This window comes from Psychroserpens jangbogonensis (assembly GCF_000797465.1).
Taxonomy (GTDB): domain Bacteria; phylum Bacteroidota; class Bacteroidia; order Flavobacteriales; family Flavobacteriaceae; genus Psychroserpens; species Psychroserpens jangbogonensis.
This window is the reverse complement of sequence record NZ_JSWG01000012.1, coordinates 277,555-302,801: the sequence shown is the minus strand read 5'-3', so window position 1 is coordinate 302,801 and position 25,247 is coordinate 277,555. Positions and strand designations below refer to the sequence as shown.

20 protein-coding genes and 1 riboswitch are annotated in these 25,247 nt (G+C 32.5%); of the genes, 17 read left to right on the top strand and 3 right to left on the bottom strand.

What is annotated here, in order from left to right; genetic code table 11:
* The first annotated feature begins 92 nt into the window (after positions 1–92).
* From RH81_RS13455 to RH81_RS13430, 6 genes are all read left to right on the top strand, one after another.
* On the top strand, positions 93–464 hold the full coding sequence (locus RH81_RS13455) for a hypothetical protein (RefSeq protein ID WP_033961171.1): 372 nt from the start codon (positions 93–95) through the stop codon (positions 462–464).
* A 2-nt stretch (positions 465–466) separates the two neighbouring features.
* Complete coding sequence (locus tag RH81_RS13450) at positions 467–1,318, top strand: GLPGLI family protein (RefSeq protein WP_033961170.1); 852 nt, start codon at positions 467–469, stop codon at positions 1,316–1,318.
* Between the two features lie 171 nt (positions 1,319–1,489).
* Positions 1,490–2,386, top strand: coding sequence for a GLPGLI family protein (locus RH81_RS13445; protein WP_033961169.1), 897 nt, complete (start codon positions 1,490–1,492; stop codon positions 2,384–2,386).
* Positions 2,387–2,447: 61 nt separating this feature from the next.
* Positions 2,448–5,198, top strand: coding sequence for a carboxypeptidase regulatory-like domain-containing protein (locus tag RH81_RS13440; protein WP_033961167.1), 2,751 nt, complete (start codon positions 2,448–2,450; stop codon positions 5,196–5,198).
* A gap of 242 nt (positions 5,199–5,440) precedes the next feature.
* A complete protein-coding gene (locus RH81_RS13435; protein ID WP_033961164.1) occupies positions 5,441–6,274 on the top strand; it encodes a GLPGLI family protein in 834 nt (277 codons plus the stop codon).
* Positions 6,275–6,536: 262 nt separating this feature from the next.
* Positions 6,537–8,093, top strand: a complete 1,557-nt coding sequence (locus tag RH81_RS13430; protein WP_033961163.1) for a M20/M25/M40 family metallo-hydrolase — start codon at positions 6,537–6,539, stop codon at positions 8,091–8,093.
* 61 nt (positions 8,094–8,154) lie between these two features.
* Here the strand turns inward: RH81_RS13430 and metK are convergent, their stop codons facing one another.
* Complete coding sequence (gene metK / locus RH81_RS13425) at positions 8,155–9,408, bottom strand: methionine adenosyltransferase (RefSeq protein WP_033961157.1); 1,254 nt, start codon at positions 9,406–9,408, stop codon at positions 8,155–8,157.
* A gap of 355 nt (positions 9,409–9,763) precedes the next feature.
* Between metK and RH81_RS13420 the strand changes: the two genes are divergently transcribed.
* The 7 genes from RH81_RS13420 to RH81_RS13390 all read left to right on the top strand — a co-directional run bounded on the left by RH81_RS13420 (position 9,764) and on the right by RH81_RS13390 (position 19,639).
* Positions 9,764–11,302: a hypothetical protein gene (locus tag RH81_RS13420; protein WP_033961154.1), complete on the top strand. Its 1,539-nt coding sequence runs from the start codon at positions 9,764–9,766 to the stop codon at positions 11,300–11,302.
* A 183-nt stretch (positions 11,303–11,485) separates the two neighbouring features.
* Positions 11,486–11,611: riboswitch (SAM riboswitch) on the top strand.
* Positions 11,612–11,773: 162 nt separating this feature from the next.
* Entirely contained in the window at positions 11,774–12,775 is a 1,002-nt protein-coding gene (locus RH81_RS13415; RefSeq protein WP_033961152.1) for a homocysteine S-methyltransferase family protein, read from the top strand.
* On the top strand, positions 12,775–15,456 hold the full coding sequence (gene metH / locus RH81_RS13410; protein ID WP_033961150.1) for a methionine synthase: 2,682 nt from the start codon (positions 12,775–12,777) through the stop codon (positions 15,454–15,456). The genes RH81_RS13415 and metH overlap by 1 nt, the downstream gene beginning before the upstream one ends.
* 3 nt (positions 15,457–15,459) lie before the next feature.
* Positions 15,460–16,416, top strand: a complete 957-nt coding sequence (gene metF, locus RH81_RS13405; protein WP_033961149.1) for a methylenetetrahydrofolate reductase [NAD(P)H] — start codon at positions 15,460–15,462, stop codon at positions 16,414–16,416.
* 74 nt (positions 16,417–16,490) lie between these two features.
* Positions 16,491–17,750, top strand: coding sequence for a pyridoxal phosphate-dependent aminotransferase (locus RH81_RS13400; protein WP_033961147.1), 1,260 nt, complete (start codon positions 16,491–16,493; stop codon positions 17,748–17,750).
* A 45-nt stretch (positions 17,751–17,795) separates the two neighbouring features.
* Positions 17,796–18,893 carry an acyloxyacyl hydrolase gene (locus RH81_RS13395; protein ID WP_033961145.1) on the top strand — a complete coding sequence of 366 codons (1,098 nt, stop codon included), beginning with the start codon at positions 17,796–17,798 and terminating at the stop codon, positions 18,891–18,893.
* Positions 18,890–19,639 (top strand): head GIN domain-containing protein, encoded by a 750-nt coding sequence (locus RH81_RS13390; RefSeq protein ID WP_033961143.1) that lies wholly within the window; start codon positions 18,890–18,892, stop codon positions 19,637–19,639. The genes RH81_RS13395 and RH81_RS13390 overlap by 4 nt, the downstream gene beginning before the upstream one ends.
* A gap of 3 nt (positions 19,640–19,642) precedes the next feature.
* On the opposite strand, the gene gldA is transcribed toward RH81_RS13390, so the two are convergent.
* Positions 19,643–20,539 carry a gliding motility-associated ABC transporter ATP-binding subunit GldA gene (gene gldA, locus RH81_RS13385; RefSeq protein WP_033961142.1) on the bottom strand — a complete coding sequence of 299 codons (897 nt, stop codon included), beginning with the start codon at positions 20,537–20,539 and terminating at the stop codon, positions 19,643–19,645.
* 279 nt (positions 20,540–20,818) lie between these two features.
* On the opposite strand from gldA, the gene RH81_RS13380 reads away from it, so the two are divergent.
* The 4 genes from RH81_RS13380 to RH81_RS13365 are packed head-to-tail and all read left to right on the top strand — an operon-like array spanning position 20,819 to position 24,734.
* Positions 20,819–21,646: a prephenate dehydratase gene (locus RH81_RS13380; RefSeq protein WP_033961301.1), complete on the top strand. Its 828-nt coding sequence runs from the start codon at positions 20,819–20,821 to the stop codon at positions 21,644–21,646.
* Entirely contained in the window at positions 21,643–22,788 is a 1,146-nt protein-coding gene (locus RH81_RS13375; RefSeq protein WP_033961141.1) for a pyridoxal phosphate-dependent aminotransferase, read from the top strand. Before RH81_RS13380 ends, RH81_RS13375 begins: the two co-directional genes overlap by 4 nt.
* Positions 22,789–22,791: 3 nt before the next feature.
* Complete coding sequence (locus RH81_RS13370; RefSeq protein ID WP_033961138.1) at positions 22,792–23,643, top strand: prephenate dehydrogenase; 852 nt, start codon at positions 22,792–22,794, stop codon at positions 23,641–23,643.
* 8 nt (positions 23,644–23,651) lie between these two features.
* Positions 23,652–24,734, top strand: a complete 1,083-nt coding sequence (locus tag RH81_RS13365) for a bifunctional 3-deoxy-7-phosphoheptulonate synthase/chorismate mutase type II (protein ID WP_033961136.1) — start codon at positions 23,652–23,654, stop codon at positions 24,732–24,734.
* 49 nt (positions 24,735–24,783) lie between these two features.
* Here RH81_RS13365 and RH81_RS13360 read toward each other — a convergent pair whose 3' ends face one another.
* On the bottom strand, positions 24,784–25,224 hold the full coding sequence (locus RH81_RS13360) for a hypothetical protein (protein ID WP_033961134.1): 441 nt from the start codon (positions 25,222–25,224) through the stop codon (positions 24,784–24,786).
* Between the last annotated feature and the right edge of the window lie 23 nt (positions 25,225–25,247).

Below are 25,247 nucleotides of genomic sequence, written 5' to 3'. Positions count from 1 at the left end.
CTAATCGGTTAACACACGTTAACACTGGTTAACTAATTGTGCTAGTAGTGACTTATATATTTGTAGTGTATTAATCATAAAACAATTATAAAATGAAAAATGTATTTAAAATCTTAATGCTATTTCTTGTAACAGTTAGTTTTGGTCAAACCAATAGAGTTACAGGAGAAGTGACTACAGATGATGTTAGAGTTAGTAATATTGATGTGTCTGTAACAGTTGATTCTGCCGAAGATATTGAGTCTACATTTGTTGTTAAAGACATCAAAGAGATCATCGGTTTATCAGAACGAAATGAACCCTTGTCATTTGAAATTATATGTAATGGAGATGAGATGTCTAACGGTGAAAGTACTACATTGTCTTATAAAGTAAAAGGAAATACGAATGATACAAAAGGCTTTCTAAAAAGTGTAAAGACAATAAGAAAAGCAGCAATTAAATATTATAAAAACAAACAATAACCATGAACTCATTAATTAAAATTATAGTTGTAGGTATAACACTACTAATTTCATCAAGTATTAGTGCACAAGATTTCCAAGGGGAAGCAACTTACAAATCAAAGCGTAAAATCGATATTAAACTAGATAGCACTCAAATGGCTTCTGGTATGGCAGACCAAATGATGGAAATGCTAAAAAAGCAGTTTGAGAAAACCTATATATTAAACTTCAATAAAACAGAATCCATTTATGAGGAAGAAGAAGCATTGTCGGCTCCAAATCCACAAGGCATGAATATGGTAATGATTATGTCTGGCGGTTCTGATATATTGTATAAAAACATAAAAGAGAAACGTTTTGTCAATCAAAATGAATCATTCAGTAAGGTGTTTTTAATAAAAGATGATTTAGAAGATATTGAATGGAAGTTAGAATCTGAAACCAGAAATATAGGAGATTATACTTGTTTTAAAGCAACAACAACACGAGAGATTGAAGATATTGAAAGCGGAATTAGTTTTAATGGCGATAAAGATTTGAATACTGCTAATAAGGAACCGAAAATGAAGGAAATAACCATTACAGCTTGGTATACACCTCAAATTCCAGTTAGTGTAGGGCCAGGAAATTATCATGGATTGCCAGGATTGATTTTAGAAGTTAATGATGGTACCGAAACCGTTATATGTAGTAAAATTGTTCTCAACCCTAAAAATGCATCTGAAATTGTTGTGCCTGAAAACGGCAAAGAATTAACCCAAGAAGCTTATGATAAAATTATGGAGAAGAAGATGAAAGAAATGGAAGAGCGTTATAGATCGAATGATAGAGGCAGAGATGGTGAGAATATTGAGATTAGAATTGGAGGTTAATTATCTGTAAAAGTTTAAGAAAATTTTAACCTTTTCGAATTTAACTATTATTTGTTTTTGAAGTCATATGTGTTTAATTAAAGTATTTTTGAATGTTAATTATATTATAAATAAAATAATTTCTGTTTAATACTTTTATAAATTTGTTAAACACATCAAACTTCAGTTAACATGAAAACATTATTCTCAAGACTAAGTAGTATCGTATTAATGCTATTTGTATCCCTAAGCCTTAATGCTCAAGAATTTCAAGGTCAGGCCACTTACCATACTAAAACCACTATGGATATGGGTGATTTTGGAGGAGGTCAAATGAGTGATCAGCAAAAAAAGCAAATCGCTGAGCGAATGAAAAGTATGTTAGAAAAAACCTATGTGCTCAATTTTAATCGTAGTGAATCGACATACAAAGAAGAAGAAAAACTTGATGCTCCAGGTTCTGGAAGTAGCCCTTGGAGAGGAATGATGAGTAGCTTCACTGGTGGTCCTCAATATAAAAATGTTAAAGATAATGTGATTTTGCAAGAGCAAGAGTTTTTCGGAAAACAGTTTTTAGTAAAGGATTCTCTGCCAACATTAGAGTGGAAACTTGGCAGTGAAACAAAGAAAATTGGACAATACACTTGTTTCAAAGCGACCACAACAAAGCCTGTTGATGAAATGGATTTTATGAGCATGCGTAGAAGAGGTAGAAAAGATAATGATGAAAAGAAAGAAGGTGAAGAAACGACAGATACGACAAAAACTGAATTTGACAATCCTCTAGATGAGCTTGAAGTTCCCAAGTTTGTAATAGTTACAGCTTGGTATACACCTCAAATTCCAGTAAGTACTGGACCAGGTGAATATCACGGACTTCCAGGCTTGATTTTAGAAATTCAAGCAGATAGAACCGTTATTCTTTGTACTAAAATAGTGATGAATCCGCAGGAAAAAGAGGAGATAAATAAACCAGATACAGGTGAAGTCGTTACTCGTGAAGCATACAATACCATTATGAAAGAGAAGATTGAAGAAATGAGACAAATGTATGGTGGCGGAAGAGGCGGAAGAGGCCCAAGACATTAATACTAACTTTTAAAGTTTCAATTTTCCAAAGAGAAATAATCAAAGAAACATAATCCAACAAATGAGAAATTTTATATTACTAGCGTTACTGCTTGTAACTAGCATAACTAGTGCACAAATTACAGTTCAAGGAGTTGTAAAAGATAGTATTGGTGGCCCTTTAGAATTGGCAAATATTATTGCAATTAATAAAGCAACAAAGTCTATGGCTTCTTATGCCATATCCAATGATAAAGGTCGATTTAAGCTTGATTTAGATAAGAATACTACCTATACGATACAAGTCAGTTATATAGGTATGAAAACACTTTCTGTTGAGGTAGCAACCAAAGAAGAAAACATTAATAAAGACTTTAATCTTGAATATGATAATGCACTTGCTGCAGTAGAATTAACCTACGAAATGCCCGTAACCATCAAAGGAGATACCCTAATTTATAATGCAGACTCTTTTAAGGATGGTTCCGAACGTAAACTAGAGGACGTTCTCAAGAAATTACCTGGTGTCGAAATTAATGACGACGGACAAATAGAAGTCGAAGGTAAAGTCGTCAATAAATTAATGGTTAATGGAAAAGATTTTTTTGATGGTGATTCAAAATTGGCAACAAAAAATATTCCATCTAATGCCGTTGATAAGATTCAAGTTCTTCGTAATTATTCAGAAGTTGGTCAGTTAAGGGGTGTTCAAAATAATCAAGATAATGTTGCAATTAATATCAAACTTAAAGAAGGAAAAGAAAATTTCTGGTTTGGTGATATTACTGCAGGAGCGGGAACCGCTCCAGATAAAGAATTATACCTAGTGCAACCCAAGTTGTTTTATTACAGTCCAAAATATAGTATTAACGTCATAGGAGATTTAAACAATATTGGAGAAGTTGCCTTAACAAATCGTGACATTAGAAACTTTGGTGGTGGATTTAGACGACCTAGCCAAAGCAGTGGGACAAGTATTAATTTAGGAGATAACGGACTTGGTGGATTAACGAATCTTGGTAATGCTCAAGAGATTGAAACAAAACTTGCGGCAGGTAATTTTAGTTATTCTCCTAATAAAGCACTTGATCTCAGCGGATTCTTAATCTATAATAGCACACGTTTAAGAACTCGAGAACAAAATTTTGTTACTTATACAGATTCTGATTTAGGAATCCCTGACGAAGAAACAGTTGAAATAGGAAAAGAAGCAACTAATCAAGGAATTGCAAAGTTAAGCGCGTCTTATAAACCAAACTTCAATAATCAATTAGATTATGATCTACTTGGTCGTCTTTCTAGTGATTCAGAAAAACAAATTCAAGCCTCTTCTGTTGTAGGAATTACAAAAGAATTAGACGAAGTAAAACCATTTAGCATCAATCAAAACCTAAACTATTATTATACGTTAAATGAGAAAAATATTTTTGCGCTTGAAGCGCAACATTTAATAAAAGACGAAGATCCATTTTATAATGCTTTACTAGTAAATGACCCAACAAATAATGATGATCCTCCTCAAGCTCAGGATGCTTTTGATAATACCGCATTAGCGTTAGGATTTGATAGAGATCAATTTGGATATAACCTAAACCAAGATAGACGCATCAAGTCTAATCAATTGGACGCTAAAGTAGATTACTACTATATCTTGAATAACAAGAGTAATATTAATCTAACCTTAGGTACTATTTTAAGTAACCAAAAGTTCAACTCTAATATTTTTCAGTTTTTAGATAATGGTTCATATTTTGATCCAGTAGCAACTTTAACAGATGGTGAAGGAGATCTCTTGAGAAATGAAAATGATACTGAGTATAATTTTAGTGATGTGTATTTAGGATTTCGTTATAGAGTTAAAACAGGGAAATTTACTATTACGCCTGGACTTTCATTGCACTCCTACGGAAACAAGAACACACAGTATGGTGTAGAAAATAAAGATAACTTCTTTAGAGTAATGCCAGAGCTAGAAACGCTCATTCAATTTAAAAAGAGCGAAAGTTTAACTTTCCGTTATAATATGAGTAACTCTTTTACTGATGTTACAAATTTAGCCGAAGGACTAGTTTTAAATAGCTTTAGCAATATTAGTTATGGAAATCCTGAATTACAAAATTCATTATCTCACAATTTGAGTTTGCGATATTTCAGTTTTAACCTTTTTAATTATACCAACGTATTTGCTATTGCTAATTATAGTAAGAATATTGATCAAATAAGAAGTACAACAAATTTTGAAAATGTGATTAGAACAAGCTCTTATTTCAACTCAAATTTTGCAGACGAATCTGCTAGTGTGTTTGGACGAGTTGAGCGAACGTTTAAAAAGATTAGAGCGCGATTAGGTGTTAATTTATCGTATTCTAAACAAAACCAAATTGTTGAGGATAGACGAACAGTAAGTGAGAATTTCACGCAAAGATACACACCAGAATTACGTACAAATTTTAGAGAAGCACCAAATGTGAGATTGAGATATGCGTATTCAATAACAAACAACGATCAAGGTTCTACATCTACAAAGTTTATAACAAATTCACCTTCAGTAGAATTTGATGCATACCTATGGAAATCTGTAACATTTAGAACAGATTACACATATACTAATCAAGATGATGGTGTTAGACCTTCTCAATCTTTCCAGACTTGGGATGCGAGTTTAGCCTATAGAAAAGATAAAGATGCCAATTGGGAATTTGAAGTTAAAGCATCAAACTTATTAGATATTGATTCTAAGGTGAGTAATAGTTCAAGTAATATTTCTGTATTTAGTTCAGAAACATTTATTCAGCCAAGATTTATAACGTTTAGGATGATTTATACCTTATAATATTTGGGCGTTACCAACTTACGCTTATGCTTCAGTTGGTCAGGCTCTCGGCAGTCGCTCTCTTCGAGGAGCTTCAACAAAGCCTCTATCCTTAACGCATAAAAAAGCCTTCTCATTTGAGAAGGCTTTTTCTTTAGTAACCTCTATAATAGATGCTTGTTGTTAATTTTATGGTAAAGACACATGTATTGTTTAGCTTTTTGTTAAATTTGTTAAACAATTAACCAACAGTTTACCATATTATGAGAGTACTAATTTCAAAATTGACCTTTATTGCATTTATATTTTTAATGACATTTAATTTAAATGCTCAAAACTTTCAAGGACAAGCCATTTATATCTCTAAATCTACAATGGACTTAGGTAATTGGGGAAAACGACTTAGTGAAGCTCAAAAAAAGCAAGTCATGGCAAATCTGAAAAACAGATTAGAAAAAACCTATGTTTTAAACTTTAATAAAGAAGAATCTTTCTTTAAAGAAAATGATAAACTAGATGCCATGTCTGGCGCAACAGATTCTTGGGGCAAAAATTTTGCTGCAGGAGATCAATACAAAAATGTGAAGACCAATACGCAAATCCAAGATCAAGAATTCTACGGAAAACGCTTTTTGGTTAAAGATAAATTACAGCCTATCGAATGGGTCATGGGAACCGAAACCAAACAAATAGGAAACTATACCTGCTTTAAAGCTACGGCTTCTATTCCATCAGATGAGTTAACTTGGTATTCATTTTCTTGGAATAAAATTCGAAGAGATAATACTACTGAAACTGCAGAAGGAGAAACGATAGAGCCAGAGATTCCTATGACTGAAGTAGAAACGTGGTATGCACCACAAATTCCTGTAGGTCATGGACCATCAGAATTTTGGGGGCTTCCTGGATTAATATTAGAAGTGAGTGCAGGAGATACAACAATGTTGTGTTCTAAACTTGTTTTAAATCCAAAAGAGACTTTAGAAATTGAAGCACCAGATAAAGGGAAAGAAATAACAAAAGAAGACTACCAAGCAACCCTTATTAAGAAGATGAAAGAATTTCGTGATAACCGAATGGGACGAAGTCGAGGATAATGGTTTTAATTTCAACTAATTTATAAAAAAGCCTTCTCAACTGAGAAGGCTTTTTTTATTATGAAATATATATATGTGGATCAATCTTTTAAAACACCGTTACCCCTAAAAATGTTTTAAACAACTTCGTTTTTGTTTATTAGATGCAAAACATTTAAAATGGTTGCGTGTGTTCTCTTTAATATATTGAGAATTAGGTAACATTCCGTAAATTAGTGCTATTCAAATTCACACAAATTCATTTATTAGTTTGTTATAGCCTATGAAAAAGTTAACTGTATTATGTTCTATTTTATGTTTAGTCTCATTAGTTTCATTTTCACAAAATCAAGAGCAGCAGAAGGTTATTGATAATATGATTCAAGGAGCTGTTGTGAATTCACAACTCGAAATACTTGCTCATCAACTTATGGATGTTATTGGACCTCGTTTGGTAGGAACACCGCAAATGAAGGAAGCTGGCGACTGGATTGTTGAAACATATCAAGGTTGGGGAATTTCAGCTAAAACAGAACAATGGGGAACATGGAAGGCTTGGGAACGAGGTGTTACACATATTGATATGTTGTCACCTAGATTAGAAACATTGACAGGAATGCAATTGGCATGGAATCCTAGTACAGGTTCAAAAGGTGTTACAGCAGAAACTATTGTAATGCCAAAAGTGATCGATTCTTTGCAGTTTGCTAATTGGTTGCCTAATGTTAAAGGCAAATTTGTTTTGCTGTCCATGAAGCAACCTACAGGAAGACCTGATGACAACTGGAAAGCATTTGCGACTGAAGCATCTTACAAAAAAATGAAGGATGAACGAAATGATCAGGTTTCAGGATGGTATGCTAATTTTAGAAGGGCTGGATATAATTCAAGAAGTATTGTTTCAGTATTTGAAAATGCAGGAGCAGCAGGAATCATAGATTCATATTGGTCTAAAGGTTTTGGGGTTAACAGAATTTTTAACGCGAAAACAAAGAGTATTCCGCATGTAGATTTAGAACTTGAAGATTATACAATGCTTTATAGATTGACTGAATCTGGAAATATTCCAAAATTAAAGATAGTTGCTGAATCTAAAGATTTAGGCATTGCTCCTGCATTTAATACGCTTGGAGAAATAAGAGGTTCTGAAAAACCAGAAGAGTATGTTATTTTATCTGCGCATTTAGATACTTGGGATGGTGCTACAGGAGCTACAGATAATGGCACAGGGACAATAGTAATGATGGAGGCTATGCGTTTACTTAAAAAGTTTTATCCCAATCCAAAACGCACCATTTTAGTTGGTCATTGGGATAGCGAAGAACAAGGTTTGAATGGCTCGAGTGCATTCGTTGAAGATCATCCAGAAATTGTAAATAATATTCAAGCACTTTTTAACCAAGATGATGGTACTGGTCGTGTTGTAAATATCTCTGGAGCTGGTTTTTTACATTCATATAAATATTTAACGCGATGGCTTGCTGCTGTACCTAATGATATCACACAACATATTAAAACAGAATTTCCAGGTTCACCTAAATCCAGTGGCTCTGATAATGTTTCTTTTTTAGCAGCTGGAGCTCCAGCCTTTGATCTAAGTGCTTTAGGTTGGTCGTATCACGATTATACTTGGCATACCAATAGAGACACTTATGATAAAATAGTGTTTGATGACGTGCGTAGTAATGCTATTTTAACAGCAATTTTAGTTTATATGGCTTCTGAAGATCCAGATAAAACTCCGACAGAAAAAATAGTTTTACCAATTAATCCAAGAACAGGCAAACAAGAAAAATGGCCTAAACCTAGAACTCCAAATCGAAAAGGAAATCAAAATTAAAAACATAAAAAAACCTCTAAATTTTATACTTAGAGGTTTTTTTAATTCTATTTTTTAAAGTCTATATGCCAAATGCAGTCTTAACTTTATCTACATAATCTAGTTTTTCCCATGTAAATAATTCTACATCAAGAGTAATAGGTTCTCCATTTGGTTGCTCAAAAGTTTTGCTAACTGTTTCTGGATCCCTTCCCATATGGCCATATGCTGCGGTTTCACTATAAATAGGCTTACGCAGTTTTAAACGAGTTTCAATTGCTGATGGTCGCATATCAAAAATCTCAGATATTTTTTCAGCAATTTCTCCATCAGTGACATTAAAAGGACAAGTTCCATATGTTTCAACAAATATTGATGTCGGTTCAACAACACCAATAGCATAACTTACTTGAACTAAAATTTCTTCGCAAATTCCTGCAGCTACCATGTTTTTAGCAATATGTCTAGTTGCATATGCAGCACTACGATCTACTTTACTTGGATCTTTACCTGAGAAAGCTCCACCACCATGAGCGCCTTTACCTCCATAAGTGTCTACAATAATTTTACGACCGGTTAATCCTGTGTCTCCATGAGGTCCACCAATTACAAATTTACCAGTAGGATTAATATGATAGGTGATATCATTATTGAATAATACTTGTATGTTTTCTGGTAATTTTGCAACCACTCTTGGAATCAAAATGTCAACAATATCTTTTCTGATTTTTGATAACATATCTTCATCATTATCAAAATCATCATGTTGCGTAGACACCACAATTGCATCTATACGTTGAGGTAAATTGTCATCACTATACTCAATTGTAACCTGACTTTTAGAATCTGGTCGTAAGTATGTAATTTCTTTGTTTTCGCGTCTAAGATCAGCAAGCTCTTTTAAGATTCTGTGAGATAAATCTAAAGCTAAAGGCATATAGTTTTCAGTTTCGCGAGTTGCGTAACCAAACATCATTCCTTGATCTCCTGCACCTTGTTCTTCTTTACTAGCTCTATCTACACCACGATTAATGTCTTCAGACTGCTCGTGAATGGCAGAAAAGACACCACAAGAATTTCCGTCAAACATATATTCACTCTTTGTATAACCAATCTTGTTAATGGTATCACGAGCAATTTTTTGAACATCTAAATAGGTTTTCGATTTTACTTCACCAGCAAGAACTACTTGACCAGTAGTCACTAAGGTTTCGCAAGCAACTTTTGATTCACTATCAAAAGCTAAAAAATTGTCTATTAAAGCATCACTAATTTGATCTGCTACTTTATCTGGATGTCCTTCAGAAACACTTTCTGAAGTAAATAAATATGCCATAATCTCTTAAATATTTGTTTCTATATTTTTGTTGAGATTGCTTGGTCGCTAGAGAAGTTATAAACTAACTGCATTAGCATTTTTAGTATACTGAGTTTTCAGTATAAGAGGTTGCAATCAGAACAAATTTTTCCTCTTTTTTTATTGATGACAAAAGTACATATAATATTGAAACTAAAAACGCAAAACTAAAAGGAAATTAAAAGCTAATAAGATAAGTATTAAGACGCTCTTAATCTTGACTCTATTATTAGACATTTATCAAAATATATTTTTCTGTTGTCTTATGAATTTATACTTTGGTTATTTATTACTGTTTTTGTTTAACTTGACATTATAAATCAAATTTTATTTGATGACCAAAGACCAAAAAGACAATTTATTTTTATTGGTTAAATCCTTAACCAAATCTGAAAAACGACAATTTAAATTGTATGTTGGTCGCTTAGATGTAAACCAAGACTCAAAGTTTTTAAATCTTTTTAATTTTTTAGATAAATCAAAAACCTATGATGAGGCTGCTATCCTAAAACGAGGCATAGTTAAAAAACAACAATTGGCTAATGTAAAAGCACATTTGTACAAGCAAATTTTAATAAGCCTTAAACTTAACCCTTCACATCAAAATATAAGATCCCAGATTAGAGAGCAATTGGATTTTGCGTCAATATTGTATCATAAGGGATTGTATAAACAAAGCCTGAAAATATTAGATAAATCAAAGGAAGTTGCAATTCAAAATGAAGAAAAAACCTTGGCTTACGAAATTGTAGAACTCGAAAAAATAATTGAGTCTCAATATATTACCAGAAGAATTAACGCAAGGACTGACGAACTGATAATACAGGCAGAAGAGTTGAGTTCTTTAAATGAAATTGCCAGTAAATTATCTAATTTATCACTGCAGCTATATAGTATAATTCTTAAAACTGGTTATGCGAAAAATGAAAATGAAAGCAAAGATATTATCAATTATTTTAACGATAGACTTCCAGAATTCAATATAAAAAATCTCGGATTTCGAGAAAAATTATGGTTATTTAATGCGTATTTATGGTACAGTTTCTTATTACAAGATTTTAGAAATTGTTATAGATATGCACTAAAATGGGTGGATTTATTTTATGAGCAACCTCAGATGATTACTGTCAATCCAGTTTTTTTTTTAAAAGGAAACAACTATTTATTGGAGGCTTTATTTTTTGTGGGTAATAAAGAAAAGTTTCAATATCATTTATTGAAATTTCAAAATATCAGTTCAGAAAAAAAATTCCCTAAGGATGAAAACGTTGAAGCTTTAACCTTCCTTTATCTAAATCTCAATTCTATTAATCTGTATTTTATTGATGGTAGTTTCCAAGAAGGTGTTCGTATAATACCAAAAATCGAAAATGAACTTGATACATTTAAAGATAGATTAGATGATCACCATGTCATGATTTTTTATTACAAATTTGCTAATATTCATTTTGGTTATGGCAATAATAAAGAATGCATTTTTTATTTAGATAAGATCATTAGTAATAAGTCATTTTTGATACGTGAAGATTTGCAATGTTTTGCTCGTATATTGAATCTAGTTGCACATTATGAGGCAGGTTTAGATACTAATATTGAGCCTTTATTGAAAAGCACTTATAAATTTTTAATAAAGACCAATGATCTGTACGAAGTTCAAAAAGAAATGATTAAATTCTTAAGAGGCCTTCAATATATTTATCCTCAAGACATAAAAAAAGCTTTTGAAACCTTACGAGATAGTCTAAAAAAATATGAAGATCATCCTTACGAACGTAGAGCATTTTTATATTTGGATGTTATTTCTTGGTTAGAATGCAAAATTCAAAATGTGCCAATTGGAGATATTATTCGTCAAAAATATTTAGAAAAATAAGCTGGTCTAACTTTCAGTTTTGTTGTGCTATACATGAATTGAAAGTTTTATATTGTATATACTCCAATGATATGACTTCAAATTAAGAATCTCATAAAAAAAGACCAAAATTGTATAATAAATTAGGCATTCTAATTTTTCTGTTGCTATATTTGTGTTCACAAAGTTCAAGAACTTACTGAAATGTTATCAAGAAAGGTGGAGGGATTAGACCCTATGAAACCTTAGCAACCCTTTGAATTTATCAAAGAAGGTGCTAAATTCTACTTAGACTTTCGATTCATTAATCGAAAACTGGATAGATAACCCAAACGTAATTACTCACCTGTTTTTACGCATTTTCTTTTTAACATTTTCTATTAAGTACACTCGACAAAAAGTCTATTTGACTTTTGGTTTAATTACGCTACCTATAAAGCGAGATTTATTTTGAGGACCTTGATAAATTTTTGATGTATAAGAAAAATGCTCATGAGTACAATAAAAGAAGAAATACAACAACGAATTTTAGTTCTAGATGGAGCTATGGGAACGATGTTGCAGCGCTATAACTTTTCCGAAGAAGATTTTAGAGGAGAACGCTTTAAGGACTATCCAACATCTTTAAAAGGGAACAATGATTTGTTGTCATTGACACAGCCAATTGCAATTGCTGAGGTGCATCGAAAATATTTTGAAGCAGGAGCAGATATTGTTGAAACCAATACCTTTTCAGGAACAACAATCGCTATGTCAGATTATAACATGGAAGATTTGGTCTATGAACTAAATTACGAATCTGCGAAAATAGCCAAACAAGTTGCCGATGAATTTACCAAAGCAAATCCTGAGAAACCTCGATTTGTGGCTGGTAGCATTGGACCAACAAATAAGACAGCAAGCATGTCTCCAGATGTTAATAAACCAGAATACAGAGCCATTACTTTTGAAGAATTACGCGTTGCATATAAACAGCAAGTTGAAGGTTTGTTGGATGGTGGAGTAGATGTTCTCCTAGTAGAAACTATTTTTGACACGCTCAATGCAAAAGCAGCATTATTTGCAATTGAAGAAGTGAAAGAAGAACGTCAAATAGATATTCCTATTATGGTGTCTGGAACGATAACTGATGCTTCAGGTCGTACATTATCTGGCCAAACAGTAGAAGCATTTTTAACTTCTATTTCTCATATACCTTTATTAAGTGTTGGTTTTAATTGTGCTTTAGGAGCAGAGCAATTGAAGCCATATTTACAACGACTATCACACGAAACAGAGTTTTATACTTCTGCACATCCTAATGCAGGTTTACCAAATGCTTTTGGCGAATATGACCAGTCAGCACTTCAAATGCAAGTATTAATAGAAGATTACCTTCAAGATGGATTAATAAATATTATTGGAGGTTGCTGCGGAACAAATCCAGATCATATCAAAGCCATCGCAGAAGTAGCTCAAAATTATAAACCTAGATCAATTAAAGTTCAAGTATAATGGCAGACAGTGATTATAAAAAATATCTAACCTTATCTGGTCTTGAGCCTTTAGTGGTAACGCCAGAAAGTAACTTTATTAACGTTGGAGAACGCACCAACGTCACAGGTTCAAGAAAGTTCTTAAGATTAATAAAAGATGAAAAATACGATGAAGCCCTATGTGTTGCAAGAGATCAAGTTGAAGGTGGAGCACAGATCCTAGACGTCAATATGGACGAAGGAATGCTAGATGGTAAATATGCGATGGTTAAGTTTTTAAACCTTATCGCATCAGAACCTGATATAGCTCGTATTCCATTAATGATTGATAGCTCAAAATGGGAAATCATTGAAGCTGGCTTGCAAGTAGCTCAAGGAAAATGTGTAGTCAACTCTATAAGCTTAAAAGAAGGTGAAGCCGAATTTATTCGTCAAGCAAAACTTGTAAAACGCTATGGAGCAGCCGTAATTGTTATGGCTTTTGATGAAACTGGACAAGCTGATTCCTTCGAACGACGGATTGAGATTTGCAAACGTTCTTATGACATTTTAGTCCATGTAGTTCACTTTAAACCACAAGACATTATTTTCGATCCAAATATTTTTCCAGTCGCTACAGGAATGGAAGAACATCGCCTAAATGCTCTAGACTTTTTTAATGCCACCAAATGGATTCGAGAAAACCTACCCTATGCTAACGTTTCAGGAGGTGTGAGTAATGTGTCATTTTCATTTAGAGGGAATACAACGGTTAGAGAAGCAATTAATTCTGCTTTTCTCTATCATGCTATTCAACACGGAATGAATTTAGGAATCGTAAATCCTACCATGTTAGAAGTATATGATGAAATTCCGAAAGACTTACTAAAACATGTTGAAGATGTTTTATTTAATAGAGGTGAAGATGCTACTGAGCGTTTATTGGAGTTTGCTGAAACTGTAAAAGGAAACAAAAAAGAAGATGCTACTAAGGTTTTAGAATGGCGAAGTGAATCAATTCAAGACCGAATTACACATAGTCTTGTTAAAGGAATCGATGCCTTTATTATTGAAGATGTAGAAGAAGCTCGATTAGCCTCTAGCAAACCAATAGATGTGATTGAAGGTCACCTTATGATTGGAATGAATGTCGTTGGAGATTTCTTTGGAAGCGGAAAAATGTTTTTGCCACAAGTTGTAAAGTCAGCTCGTGTTATGAAAAAAGCAGTTGCCTATTTACAACCATACATAGAAGCCGAAAAAGATGGTAAGCAAGAATTTGCTGGTAAAATTCTAATGGCTACTGTTAAAGGCGATGTCCATGATATTGGTAAAAATATTGTGAGTGTTGTTTTGGGTTGTAATAACTATGAAATCATCGATTTAGGAGTCATGGTTCCTCCAGAACGAATTATTGAAGCTGCCATAAAAGAACAGGTTGATGTTATTGGCTTAAGCGGTTTAATTACGCCATCATTAGATGAGATGGTATACCTTTCCAAGGCTATGACCAAAGAAAATTTAACGATTCCATTAATCATTGGAGGCGCTACAACATCAAAAGCTCATACTTCAGTAAAAATCGCACCTAATTATAATCATACTGTGGTTCATGTTAATGATGCCTCCAGAGCTGTAACGGTTGTTGGAAATTTATTGAAAAAAGATAATAATACGTATAAAGAGCAAATACGTGAAGAATATGATAAATTTCGTGAGCAATTTTTAATACGCGGAAAACGGAAGGAATATATTTCTATTGAAGACGCTCGAAAAAATAAATATCCGATAGATTGGAAGTCTTCAGAAATTGTAAAACCAGTACAACTAGGAATTCAAATTATAGATGATTTCGATATCACCAAATTGGAGAGTTTCATTGATTGGAGTCCGTTTTTCAGAAGTTGGGATCTCCATGGAAGATATCCAGACATTTTAACTGATGCCATTGTTGGACCACAAGCACAAGAATTATTCAAGGACGCTCAAGAACTTTTGAAGCGTATTTTTGATGAACAACTATTGAAAGCAAAGGCTGTTTTCGGATTGTTTCCTGCGAATTCAGTCAATGATGATGATATTGAAGTGTATGATGAAAATGAAAACCTTAAAGTAACATTTTTAACGCTAAGACAACAGTTGAGCAAAAGAGAGGGGATTCCAAATCATGCTTTATCAGATTTTATTGCACCGAAAGATTCAGGTAAACAAGATTATATTGGATCATTTTGTGTGTCCACAGGTTTTGGAACACAAGAATTAGCTCAACAATTTGAAGCGGATAATGATGATTATAATTCAATCATGATAAAGGCATTAGCCGATCGATTGGCTGAGGCTTTTGCAGAATACTTGCATAAAGAAGTGAGAACAAAACATTGGAGCTATACCAAAAATGAGGATTTAACTAATGACGAATTAATTAAAGAAACTTATAAAGGTATTCGTCCAGCTCCAGGTTATCCAGCATGTCCAGATCATTTAGAAAAAGCAACAATATGGCGTTTGTTGGATGTTGAAAACCGAATAGGAGTAACACTAACTGAAAGCTTAGCCATGTGGCCAGCTGCAAGTGTGAGCGGTTACTATTTTGGCAATCCAGAAGCTAAGTATTTTGGATTAGGAAAAATTACCGAAGATCAATTAAAAGATTACGCTAAGCGCAGACATATAAGTGAAGATGAAGCCAGAAAATGGTTAAACCCTAATTTAGCAGATTAAAATATGAAAGTAACAGAACATATAAAAAATGCCAATGGAAACACACAGTTTTCATTCGAAATTTTACCACCATTAAAAGGACAGCATATCCAATCTATTTTTGATAATATAGATCCGTTAATGGAGTTTAAACCACCTTTTATTGATGTAACCTATCATCGTGAAGAGTATACCTTTAAGGATGTTGGTAATGGCTTGTTAAAAAAACAAATTGTGAAAAAGAGACCAGGTACAGTTGGTATTTGTGCTGCCATTCAAAACAAATACGGTGTAGATGCCATTCCTCATATTTTATGTGGTGGATTTACAAAAGAAGACACCGAAAATTTCTTAATCGATCTTGACTTTTTAGGAATTAATAATGTGATGGCACTTCGCGGTGATGCTGTAAAAACGGAAACCTATTTCAAACCTGAAAAAGAAGGTCATGATTATGCTAGTGGTTTAGTGACTCAGATTTCAGAATTAAATAATGGTCAATATTTAGATGATGAGTTGCTGAATTCATCACCAACTAATTTCTGTATTGGCGTTGCTGCTTATCCCGAAAAACATGCCGAAGCACCAAGCTTGGATAGTGATATCCACTTCTTAAAAAAGAAAATTAAAAAAGGAGCTGAGTATATTGTAACTCAAATGTTCTATGATAATGATAAATTTTTCAAGTTTGTAGACAAGTGCCGAAACGAAGGGATTACTGTTCCAATTATTCCAGGTTTAAAACCAATAGCAACTAAAAAGCAATTGAATATGATTCCGCATCGTTTTCACGTTGATTTACCAGAAGATTTAATTGTTGAAATTGTTAAATGTAAAGATAATAGTCAGGTAAGGCAAGTCGGAATTGAATGGTGCATTGAACAATCTAAAGCATTACAAAAGGCTGGAATTCCTGTGCTGCATTACTATTCTATGGGTAAGAGTGATAATATTCAAGCTGTGGCCAGTCAGCTCTTTTAGTAAGGAAAAAGCCATTTCTAAATTCGTTAATTATGCCTTACTTTTGCAAAACGAAAACGATATAGTTGAAAGTTATGCAAACATCAAAATTAGCCAAAGGTTTAAAAGGTTCAGAAATTATAAAAATTGCAGGAGAAGTCAATGCTCTGAAAGCGCAAGGAGAGATTATTTATAACCAAACTATTGGAGATTTTGATGCTAGTATTTTTCCTATTCCTCAAGAATTAAAATCAGAAATTGTTTCTGCATACAATAACAATCAAACAAATTATCCTGCTGCAAATGGAATGGAAGTGCTTCGAGAAAGTGTTTCTTCTTATTTGTCACAGAACCTAGGACTTGACTATTCTAAAAATGAAATCTTAATTTCAGGAGGCGCAAGACCATTAATTTATGCTATCTACCAAACGATTTTAGATCTTGAAGATACTGTATTGTATCCTGTGCCTTCTTGGAATAATGATGCATATACATACTTGGCTAGAAACAATGCTGTGATTATTGAAACTAAGCCTGAGAATAAATTCATGCCTTCTGTTGACGATATTAAACCTCATATTCAAAATGTGAATTTAATAGCATTGTGTTCTCCATTAAATCCTACCGGAACAACCTTTGACAAACAAACCTTAACTGAGATTTCTCAGTTGGTTGTTGATGAAAACAAACGTAGAGCGGAAGTAAATATGAAACCTTTATATGTGCTTTACGATCAAATATATTGGCAATTAACTTATGGTTCTACAGTGCATTACAATCCTGTTGATTTAGTTCCAGAAATGCGAGAGTATACCATTTTTGTTGATGGTATTTCAAAAGCTTTTGCGGCTACAGGAGTTCGTGTAGGTTGGGCATTTGGACCTAGTCATCTCATCAATAAAATGAAAGCGATGTTAAGTCATATTGGAGCTTGGGCACCAAAGGCAGAACAGATGGCAACCGCATCATATTTAAATCAAACGGAAGCTGTATCAACTTATTTGGACCATATAAAAAGTGAATTAGATTTTAGATTGAATCGTTTTTACGACGGCTTTAAAAAACTTAAATCTGAAGGTTTCCCTGTTAATGCGATTGAGCCAGAAGCAGCTTTGTATTTAACAGTTCAGTTTGATCTTATCGGTAAAACAACGTCTACTGGCAAAACATTATCTACAATACAAGAAGTGACAAGCTATTTGCTTACAGATGCTAAACTTGCGATAGTACCTTTTTATGCATTTGGAACGTCAAAAGATTCTAATTGGTTTAGACTATCGGTTGGAACTTCAAAAAAAGAAGAGATTTCAACAGTTTTTGAATTATTAAAGCAAGCACTAACAGATTTATCATAAGTGTTATTTCAATTATTCTGTTACTTTTGTTTCAGAATAAAATTCATGAAGTTTTACTTAACTATCTTTCTTACGCTTTGTTGTGGAATCTTGTTTTCACAGGACAAAAAAGACAATATATTTACTTTAGATGCAAACTTGTTTTATGGGACTATTTTAGAGCATAATCCAGACATCGCACATTTAATTACAGATCATCCAACAGGTTTAATTTTAAGTTATAACAAAAAAACCTACGGTTTTAAAGATTGGGAAAGCAGATTTAATTATCCAGATTGGGGATTTTCATTTGTTTACCAGGACATGAAAAACTATAATTTGGGTGAAAACTATAGTTTGTATGCGCATTACAACTTCTATTTTCTTAAAAGGAATATTAATCTAAGAATCGGCCAAGGTCTGGCTTACAATACAAACCCCTACGATAAAGAAACAAACTTTAAAAACAATGCTTACGGTTCGCATTTATTGAGTACAACTTATTTGATGTTGAATTATAAAAAAGAAAACATATTTATAGGTTTTGGATTGCAAGCAGGTATTTCAGTTATACATTATTCAAATGCCAATTTTAAAGCGCCAAATACGTCTACAAATACATTCGTTTTTAATGTTGGTACAAATTATTTGTTTGATTATGAAAATGAACCTGAATATATACCATCTACAGAAGATAAAAAATTCAAAGAAAAGGTCAAATATAATTTTGCGTTTAGATCAGGTGTAAATGAAAGTGATATTATTGGTGTTGGTCAATTTCCATTTTATATTGTTTCAGCATATGCAGATAAACGATTGAATCGAAAAAGTGCAATACAAGTTGGTACAGATGTATTCTTTTCTAAATTTTTAGAAGAACTTATTTATTTTTATTCTGTTGCCTTTCCTGAGTTAGACGTTAGTGGTGATGAAGATTGGAAGCGTGTTGGTGTTTTTGTTGGTCATGAGTTGTTTATTAATAAAATGTCTATCATTACTCAGTTGGGTTACTATATTTATTACCCTTACGATTTTGAAGGACGTGTTTATAATAGAGTAGGTTTGAAACGCTATTTTGGAGATAAGTTTTTTGGAGCGATCACTCTAAAATCTCATGGAGCCAAAGCAGAAGGTGTAGAATTTGGAATAGGTGTTAGATTATGAAAAAGATACTATATATAATTTTAGCGATTGTCGTTTTTTCTTGTAATAGTGAAGACGCACCAGACTGTTTTCAGAATTCTGGAGATACTATTCAAGAAGAATTTATAGTAAATGACTTTACTAAAATAACAGCTTTTGCTAGAGTCGAACTTATTGTGAAACAAGAAGCTACTCAAAAGGTTGTTGTTGAAACAGGAGAGTATTTACTGAATGATATTGAAGTAAAAGTTGAAAACAATACATTGTTAATTACTAACAATAACGCTTGCAATTTTAGTAGAGACTATGGCATTACTAAAGTATATGTAAGTGCTCCTAATCTAATCGAAATTAGAAATGGTTCAGGGTTAACAGTGAGTAGTGATGGTATATTAAGTTATGATAATTTAAAATTAGTTTCTGAAGATTTTAATTCTGAAGGTGATGTAAATAGTGATGGAGATTTTAATGTAAAAGTAGATTGTATAAAGCTCGATTGCATAGTAAATAACTTATCTACAATTTTTGTAAGTGGAGAGGTAGATGACTTGTTTGTTAGGTATTACTCAGGTGATTCACGTTTTGAAGGTAGAAATCTTATAGCGCAAAACATCGACATTTTTCAACGTAGTAGTAACGATTTGATTATTAATCCACAACTAATGTTAACGGGCGAAATTAGAAGTACAGGTGATGTAATTGTTGTGAATACTCCTCCAACAATTGATGTAGAACAATTCTACACTGGTAAATTAATTTTTGAATAATTATTAGTCTGAAGTTAGTTCTCTAAACAAACTTTCCAGACTTGCATTTTTTTGATTCAATTGAAGAATTTTCAGTTCGTTATCATGAGCAAAATCAAAAACATGAGAACGCATATCTTCACTAGTTGAAAAAGTGATTTCATAAACAAAGTCATGTATGTTTTTTACTGTTTTAGCATTAGGTAATTTTAGTAAAAAAGCATCTTCTACACGATAATCAAATTCCACAATAACAGTTTGCTCTTTATCGTCACGGAGTTCTTTAAGTTTTTTATCGGCAACAATCTTTCCTTTATTTATAATAATAACACGATCACAAATAGCTTCAACTTCTTGCATGATGTGAGTAGATAAAAACACAGTTTTGTCTTTGCCTACAGATTTAATTAAATGTCTAATATCCACTAATTGATTAGGATCAAGACCAGTTGTTGGTTCATCAAGTATTAAAACTTCTGGTTCATGCAATAAGGCATTTGCTAATCCGACTCGTTGACGATATCCCTTTGAAAGCTGTCCGATTTTTTTATGAGCTTCAGGTGTTAATCCAGTAAGTTCAATAACATCATTTACACGTGTCTTAGGCGTATTATAAACATTAGCATTAAACATCAAATACTCTCTTACATACATATCGAGATATAAAGGATTGTGTTCTGGAAGATATCCAACACTATTTTGAACATTTTGTTTACTTTCTAAAACATCAAAATTGTTAACTTTTGCTTTACCTTCAGTAGCACTGATATATGTAGTAAGTATTTTCATAAGCGTTGATTTTCCAGCGCCATTTGGACCTAAGAAACCGACAATTTCACCTTTGTTAACTGAAAACGAAATGTTATTAAGCGCTTTTTGTTCGCCATAAACTTTAGAAATATTTTCAACTTCAATAGACATATACCAATTAGTTTATTCAAAAATAGTAATTATAACGAATGCCTACCTTCAAATTATGAATTCTTTAAAACTGAAACGTAAAACTCAAAAATATGTTATAACAATTTTGATTTCTTAAAATAATAATTACATTAGCAACTTAATTACGATATGAACACAATAAATAATACATATTATAGCTGGTTTTATTTCTTTTTTAGCTAAAAGAGAGAGACGTTATATGTATAATTTATTCTAATAAATATAATATGAGTCTCGATGAAAATCGAGACTTTTTTTATGATTAAATCAGTAGCCATACAAGGAGTTAAAGGGTCTTTTCATCACATTGTGTCACAGCAATTTTTTGATGAAACGATTAGTGTATCAGAATACCTAACATTTGATGGTGTGGTTGATAGCATACTGAATGCTAAAGATGATGCGGCTATCATGGCTATTGAAAATTCTATAGCAGGTTCTATAATTCCTAATTATGCACTAATCGATAATTTTGGTTTACATATTGTTGGAGAGCATTATTTAGATATTCAACATCATTTAATGGCCTTGCCAAACCAAACTATAGATGATATTAAAGAAGTATATTCTCATCCAATGGCATTATTGCAGTGTAAAGCATTCTTTAAGCAATATCCACATATCAAGTTAATTGAAGATAAAGATACTGCTGAAGTTGCGCAAAGGATTCAAGCCAATCAATCAAAACACGTTGCAGCAATTGCATCTCGATTGGCTGCAGAATTATTTGAACTCGAAATTTTAGCAGAAAGTATACAAACGATAAAGCATAATGAAACACGATTTTTTATTGTAAAGACTAAAAACTCTGAAATACCAGAGGTAGAAATCAATAAAGCGTCAATAAAATTTGAATTAGACCATAAAAGAGGAAGTTTAGCGACTATTTTGAATGTATTAAGTGATTGTAAGTTAAATTTAACAAAGATACAATCACTCCCAAAAATTGAAACACCTTGGAAATATGCTTTTTTCGTTGATGTAACATTTGATACCTATAATGATTATAAGAAAGCGAAGTCCATTATGGAAATCATGGCACAAGATTTTAAAGTTTTGGGCGAATATAAAAATGCAAGACTATGATACAGATTGCTGACCGATTAAAAAATGTTGAAGAGTATTACTTTTCAAAAAAACTTAGAGAAGTAAACTTACTAAAGGCTCAAGGGAAACCCATCCTTAATTTAGGAATTGGGAGTCCTGATTTGAATCCACCAGAACGTGTTCTTAACGCAATGGTTGAAGTTTTTAATGAAGATGGTGCACATAAATATCAAAGTTACCAAGGTATTCTAGAATTGAGAGAAGCCATGGCAGGATTTTATAAACGACATTTTAATGTGCCTTTAAGTCCGTTAACAGAAGTGTTACCTCTTGCTGGAAGTAAAGAAGGGATTTTGCACATTTCTTTAGCATTTTTAAATGAAGGTGATGAGGTATTGATTCCTAATCCTGGTTATCCAACATATCAATCTGTAACTAAATTGGTTGGAGCAAAGCCAGTTTTTTACGATTTAACCGAAGAGAATCATTGGTTTCCAGATTTTATCGCTTTAGAAAAAAGAGGTCTTGAAAAGGTGAAAATAATGTGGGTAAATTATCCGCATATGCCAACTGGTGCTCAAGCAACAAATAAACTATTTGAAGATTTAATAACCTTCGCTAAGCGTAATAATATATTAATTGTTAACGATAATCCTTACAGTTTTGTTTTAAACCGTTACCCAAGAAGTATTTTGAAATATCGAGATGCTAAAGACGTGTGTTTGGAGTTAAATTCGTTAAGTAAGACCTTCAATATGGCGGGTTGGCGAGTAGGAATGTTATTGGGTAAAACCGAATATATTGCTGCAGTATTACGTGTAAAAAGCAATATGGATTCTGGGATGTTTCTAGGCATTCAAAAAGGAGCCATCGAAGCATTGAATTGCTCAGATATGTGGTACTTAAGCCTTAATAGTGTTTATGAGCAACGACGACAAATCGTTTGGAAAATTGCAGAAGCACTTAAGTGCACGTACGATTCAAATGCTACTGGATTATTTGTGTGGTGTAAACTTCCAGATTATTTAGATGCTGAAGAATACATTGATTTAATTCTAAAAGAAAAAGGAGTATTTATTGCACCAGGAACAATTTTTGGTACTAACGGAAAAGGATATATAAGAATATCGCTTTGTGCATCTCAAGATGATTTGGAAGAAGCCTTAGAAAGATTGAAATAAAGAATGAATAAGATATACATCATAGGAGTTGGTTTAATTGGAGGAAGTATAGCATTAGATATAAAGTCTAATAATAAACATGCTAAAGTCTTCGGAATAGATACTAACGATTCCCATTTAGATGATGCTTTAAAACTCAATGTTATTGATGAAAAAGCAAGCTATGGTGATTTAAAAGAAGCCGATTTAGTTGTGCTTTCTATTCCTGTGGATAAAGCCGTATTAGAATTGCCAAAAGTGTTAGATGCTATTTCAGATAGAGCACTTGTCATTGACGTTGGTTCGACTAAGGATCCTGTTTGTAAAGCAATTGAAAATCATAAAATGCGACGTAATTTCTTAGCAACGCATCCTATTGCTGGTACAGAGTTTTCAGGACCCAAAGCAGCTATTCACGGACTGTTTCAGAAGAAAACAAATATTATCTGTGAAGTTGAAAAGACAACTTTTAAACTTCAAGAGAAAGCTTTGCAGTTATTTTCAGACTTAGGAATGCGTATTAGGTATATGAATCCTGAAGCACATGATAAACACATCGCTTATGTGTCGCATTTGTCGCATATAAGTTCTTTTATGTTAGGAAAAACAGTAATTGAAAAGGAAAAAAATGAACGCGATATTTTCGATATGGCAGGCAGTGGTTTTGAAAGTACTGTGCGATTGGCAAAAAGTTCTCCAGCAATGTGGACACCAATTTTTAAACAAAATAGAGAGAACGTCATAGAAACACTTGATGAATACATCAATAATTTAAAACAGTTCAAAGCGTTAATGGAATCTAATGATTTCGACGAGATATATAAAGAAATGCAAAGTACAAATCATATAAAAGACATATTAAACGGTATTGCATAATAAAGATTATGGAGAATAAAAAAGAAATGAGAACATGGTTGGATGATTTAGGTTTAAATCATCCTTTAGTAATTGCAGGACCATGCAGTGCAGAGACAGAAGAACAAGTTTTAAAAATAGCTCATGAGCTTAAAGATACAGATGTAAATTATTATAGAGCTGGTATCTGGAAACCTAGAACACGTCCAGGAAACTTCGAAGGCGTTGGAGCTTTGGGTTTAAAATGGCTACAAAAAGTAAAAGAAGAAACTGGCTTAAAAACAGCAACAGAAGTTGCCAATAGAAACCATGTAGAACTTGCATTAGAACATGATATCGATTTATTGTGGATTGGTGCACGATCAACTGTAAGTCCGTTTATTGTACAAGAAATTGCAGATGCATTAAAAGGGACAGATAAAATTGTATTGGTTAAAAATCCAGTAAATCCAGATTTAGCATTATGGTTAGGAGCTATTGAACGTTTAGCGTCTGCTAACATTAAAAACTTAGGCGTAATTCATAGAGGGTTTTCAACTTATGAAAAATCTAAATATCGTAACAATCCAGAATGGCAGATTGCTATTGAATTACAAACTAAATTTCCAGATTTGCCATTAATAAATGATCCTTCACATATTACTGGTAAACGTGATATGATTTTTGATGTGTCTCAAACGGCATTAGATCTAAATTTTGACGGATTAATGATTGAAACTCATTTCGATCCTGATAATGCATGGAGTGATGCTGCACAACAAGTGACTCCAAATCGATTGGTGCATATCATGAATGATTTAAGAATTAGAAAAGAAACGGATCCTGAGGCAGAATATAATAACGAACTTAATAATTTAAGAGCTCAAATTGATGTTGTAGATAATCAGCTTATTGAGTTATTAGGAAAGCGAATGAAAGTAGCCGATGGAATAGGTGAACTTAAAAAACAAAAGAACGTTGCTGTATTACAAAGTAAACGTTGGAATGAGATTTTAGGAAAAATGGTTATGGAAGGTGATGAAAAAGGACTTAGTGAAGAGTTTATCTTACGCATGTTTAAGGCCATTCACCAAGAATCAATTAATCATCAAGAGAAGATTATTAATCATTAAACAAAAAAAAAGCCTCATGAAAATGAGGCTTTTTTTAATTTATTTATGTTTATCCTTTTTTAATTTTTGAATGATTTAATTCAAGTTTATTTAAAACAGTTTGTTTAAATTCTTTAGTAATTTTTAGATGATCCTCATACTGTGTATCAGTAAGAACGGGTTTAGTATCTTTATCAATTTTAGCAACTAAAGAATGAACTTCTTCTACCATTTCTTCATAAGAATAATCAGAATCTTTATCGTCTAAACGCGACATTCTGTATGTGTATTTGGTTATAACAAAACTATATTGTACTTCTTGTTCTTCGCTTAATCTTAATTCCAAAACCTTATTATTGTACCAGATGTGAAGATTTGCAAATTCTTGTGTATTAAATAAATCAATTCTATTATTTTCTCTTTCTATTTGCTGAGGAGTTAAATTTTGTGAATTAACATTCATAAATGATAAAACACAGATTCCAATAACAATTAATTTGATAGTTTTCATGATTTTTTTTTTAAATTATATAT

What these genes read in the sequence shown, in the direction of transcription:
- RH81_RS13430 (WP_033961163.1), top strand. Translation starts at nt 6,537, where the DNA reads ATGAAAAAGTTAACTGTATTATGTTCTATTTTATGTTTAGTCTCATTA.
- RH81_RS13420 (WP_033961154.1), top strand. Translation starts at nt 9,764, where the DNA reads ATGACCAAAGACCAAAAAGACAATTTATTTTTATTGGTTAAATCCTTA.
- RH81_RS13400 (WP_033961147.1), top strand. Translation starts at nt 16,491, where the DNA reads ATGCAAACATCAAAATTAGCCAAAGGTTTAAAAGGTTCAGAAATTATA.
- RH81_RS13455 (WP_033961171.1), top strand. Translation starts at nt 93, where the DNA reads ATGAAAAATGTATTTAAAATCTTAATGCTATTTCTTGTAACAGTTAGT.
- RH81_RS13440 (WP_033961167.1), top strand. Translation starts at nt 2,448, where the DNA reads ATGAGAAATTTTATATTACTAGCGTTACTGCTTGTAACTAGCATAACT.
- RH81_RS13375 (WP_033961141.1), top strand. Translation starts at nt 21,643, where the DNA reads ATGATACAGATTGCTGACCGATTAAAAAATGTTGAAGAGTATTACTTT.
- metF (WP_033961149.1), top strand. Translation starts at nt 15,460, where the DNA reads ATGAAAGTAACAGAACATATAAAAAATGCCAATGGAAACACACAGTTT.
- RH81_RS13435 (WP_033961164.1), top strand. Translation starts at nt 5,441, where the DNA reads ATGAGAGTACTAATTTCAAAATTGACCTTTATTGCATTTATATTTTTA.
- metH (WP_033961150.1), top strand. Translation starts at nt 12,775, where the DNA reads ATGGCAGACAGTGATTATAAAAAATATCTAACCTTATCTGGTCTTGAG.
- RH81_RS13370 (WP_033961138.1), top strand. Translation starts at nt 22,792, where the DNA reads ATGAATAAGATATACATCATAGGAGTTGGTTTAATTGGAGGAAGTATA.
- RH81_RS13365 (WP_033961136.1), top strand. Translation starts at nt 23,652, where the DNA reads ATGGAGAATAAAAAAGAAATGAGAACATGGTTGGATGATTTAGGTTTA.
- RH81_RS13445 (WP_033961169.1), top strand. Translation starts at nt 1,490, where the DNA reads ATGAAAACATTATTCTCAAGACTAAGTAGTATCGTATTAATGCTATTT.
- metK (WP_033961157.1), bottom strand. Translation starts at nt 9,408, where the DNA reads ATGGCATATTTATTTACTTCAGAAAGTGTTTCTGAAGGACATCCAGAT.
- RH81_RS13360 (WP_033961134.1), bottom strand. Translation starts at nt 25,224, where the DNA reads ATGAAAACTATCAAATTAATTGTTATTGGAATCTGTGTTTTATCATTT.
- gldA (WP_033961142.1), bottom strand. Translation starts at nt 20,539, where the DNA reads ATGTCTATTGAAGTTGAAAATATTTCTAAAGTTTATGGCGAACAAAAA.
- RH81_RS13380 (WP_033961301.1), top strand. Translation starts at nt 20,819, where the DNA reads ATGATTAAATCAGTAGCCATACAAGGAGTTAAAGGGTCTTTTCATCAC.
- RH81_RS13450 (WP_033961170.1), top strand. Translation starts at nt 467, where the DNA reads ATGAACTCATTAATTAAAATTATAGTTGTAGGTATAACACTACTAATT.
- RH81_RS13390 (WP_033961143.1), top strand. Translation starts at nt 18,890, where the DNA reads ATGAAAAAGATACTATATATAATTTTAGCGATTGTCGTTTTTTCTTGT.
- RH81_RS13395 (WP_033961145.1), top strand. Translation starts at nt 17,796, where the DNA reads ATGAAGTTTTACTTAACTATCTTTCTTACGCTTTGTTGTGGAATCTTG.
- RH81_RS13415 (WP_033961152.1), top strand. Translation starts at nt 11,774, where the DNA reads ATGAGTACAATAAAAGAAGAAATACAACAACGAATTTTAGTTCTAGAT.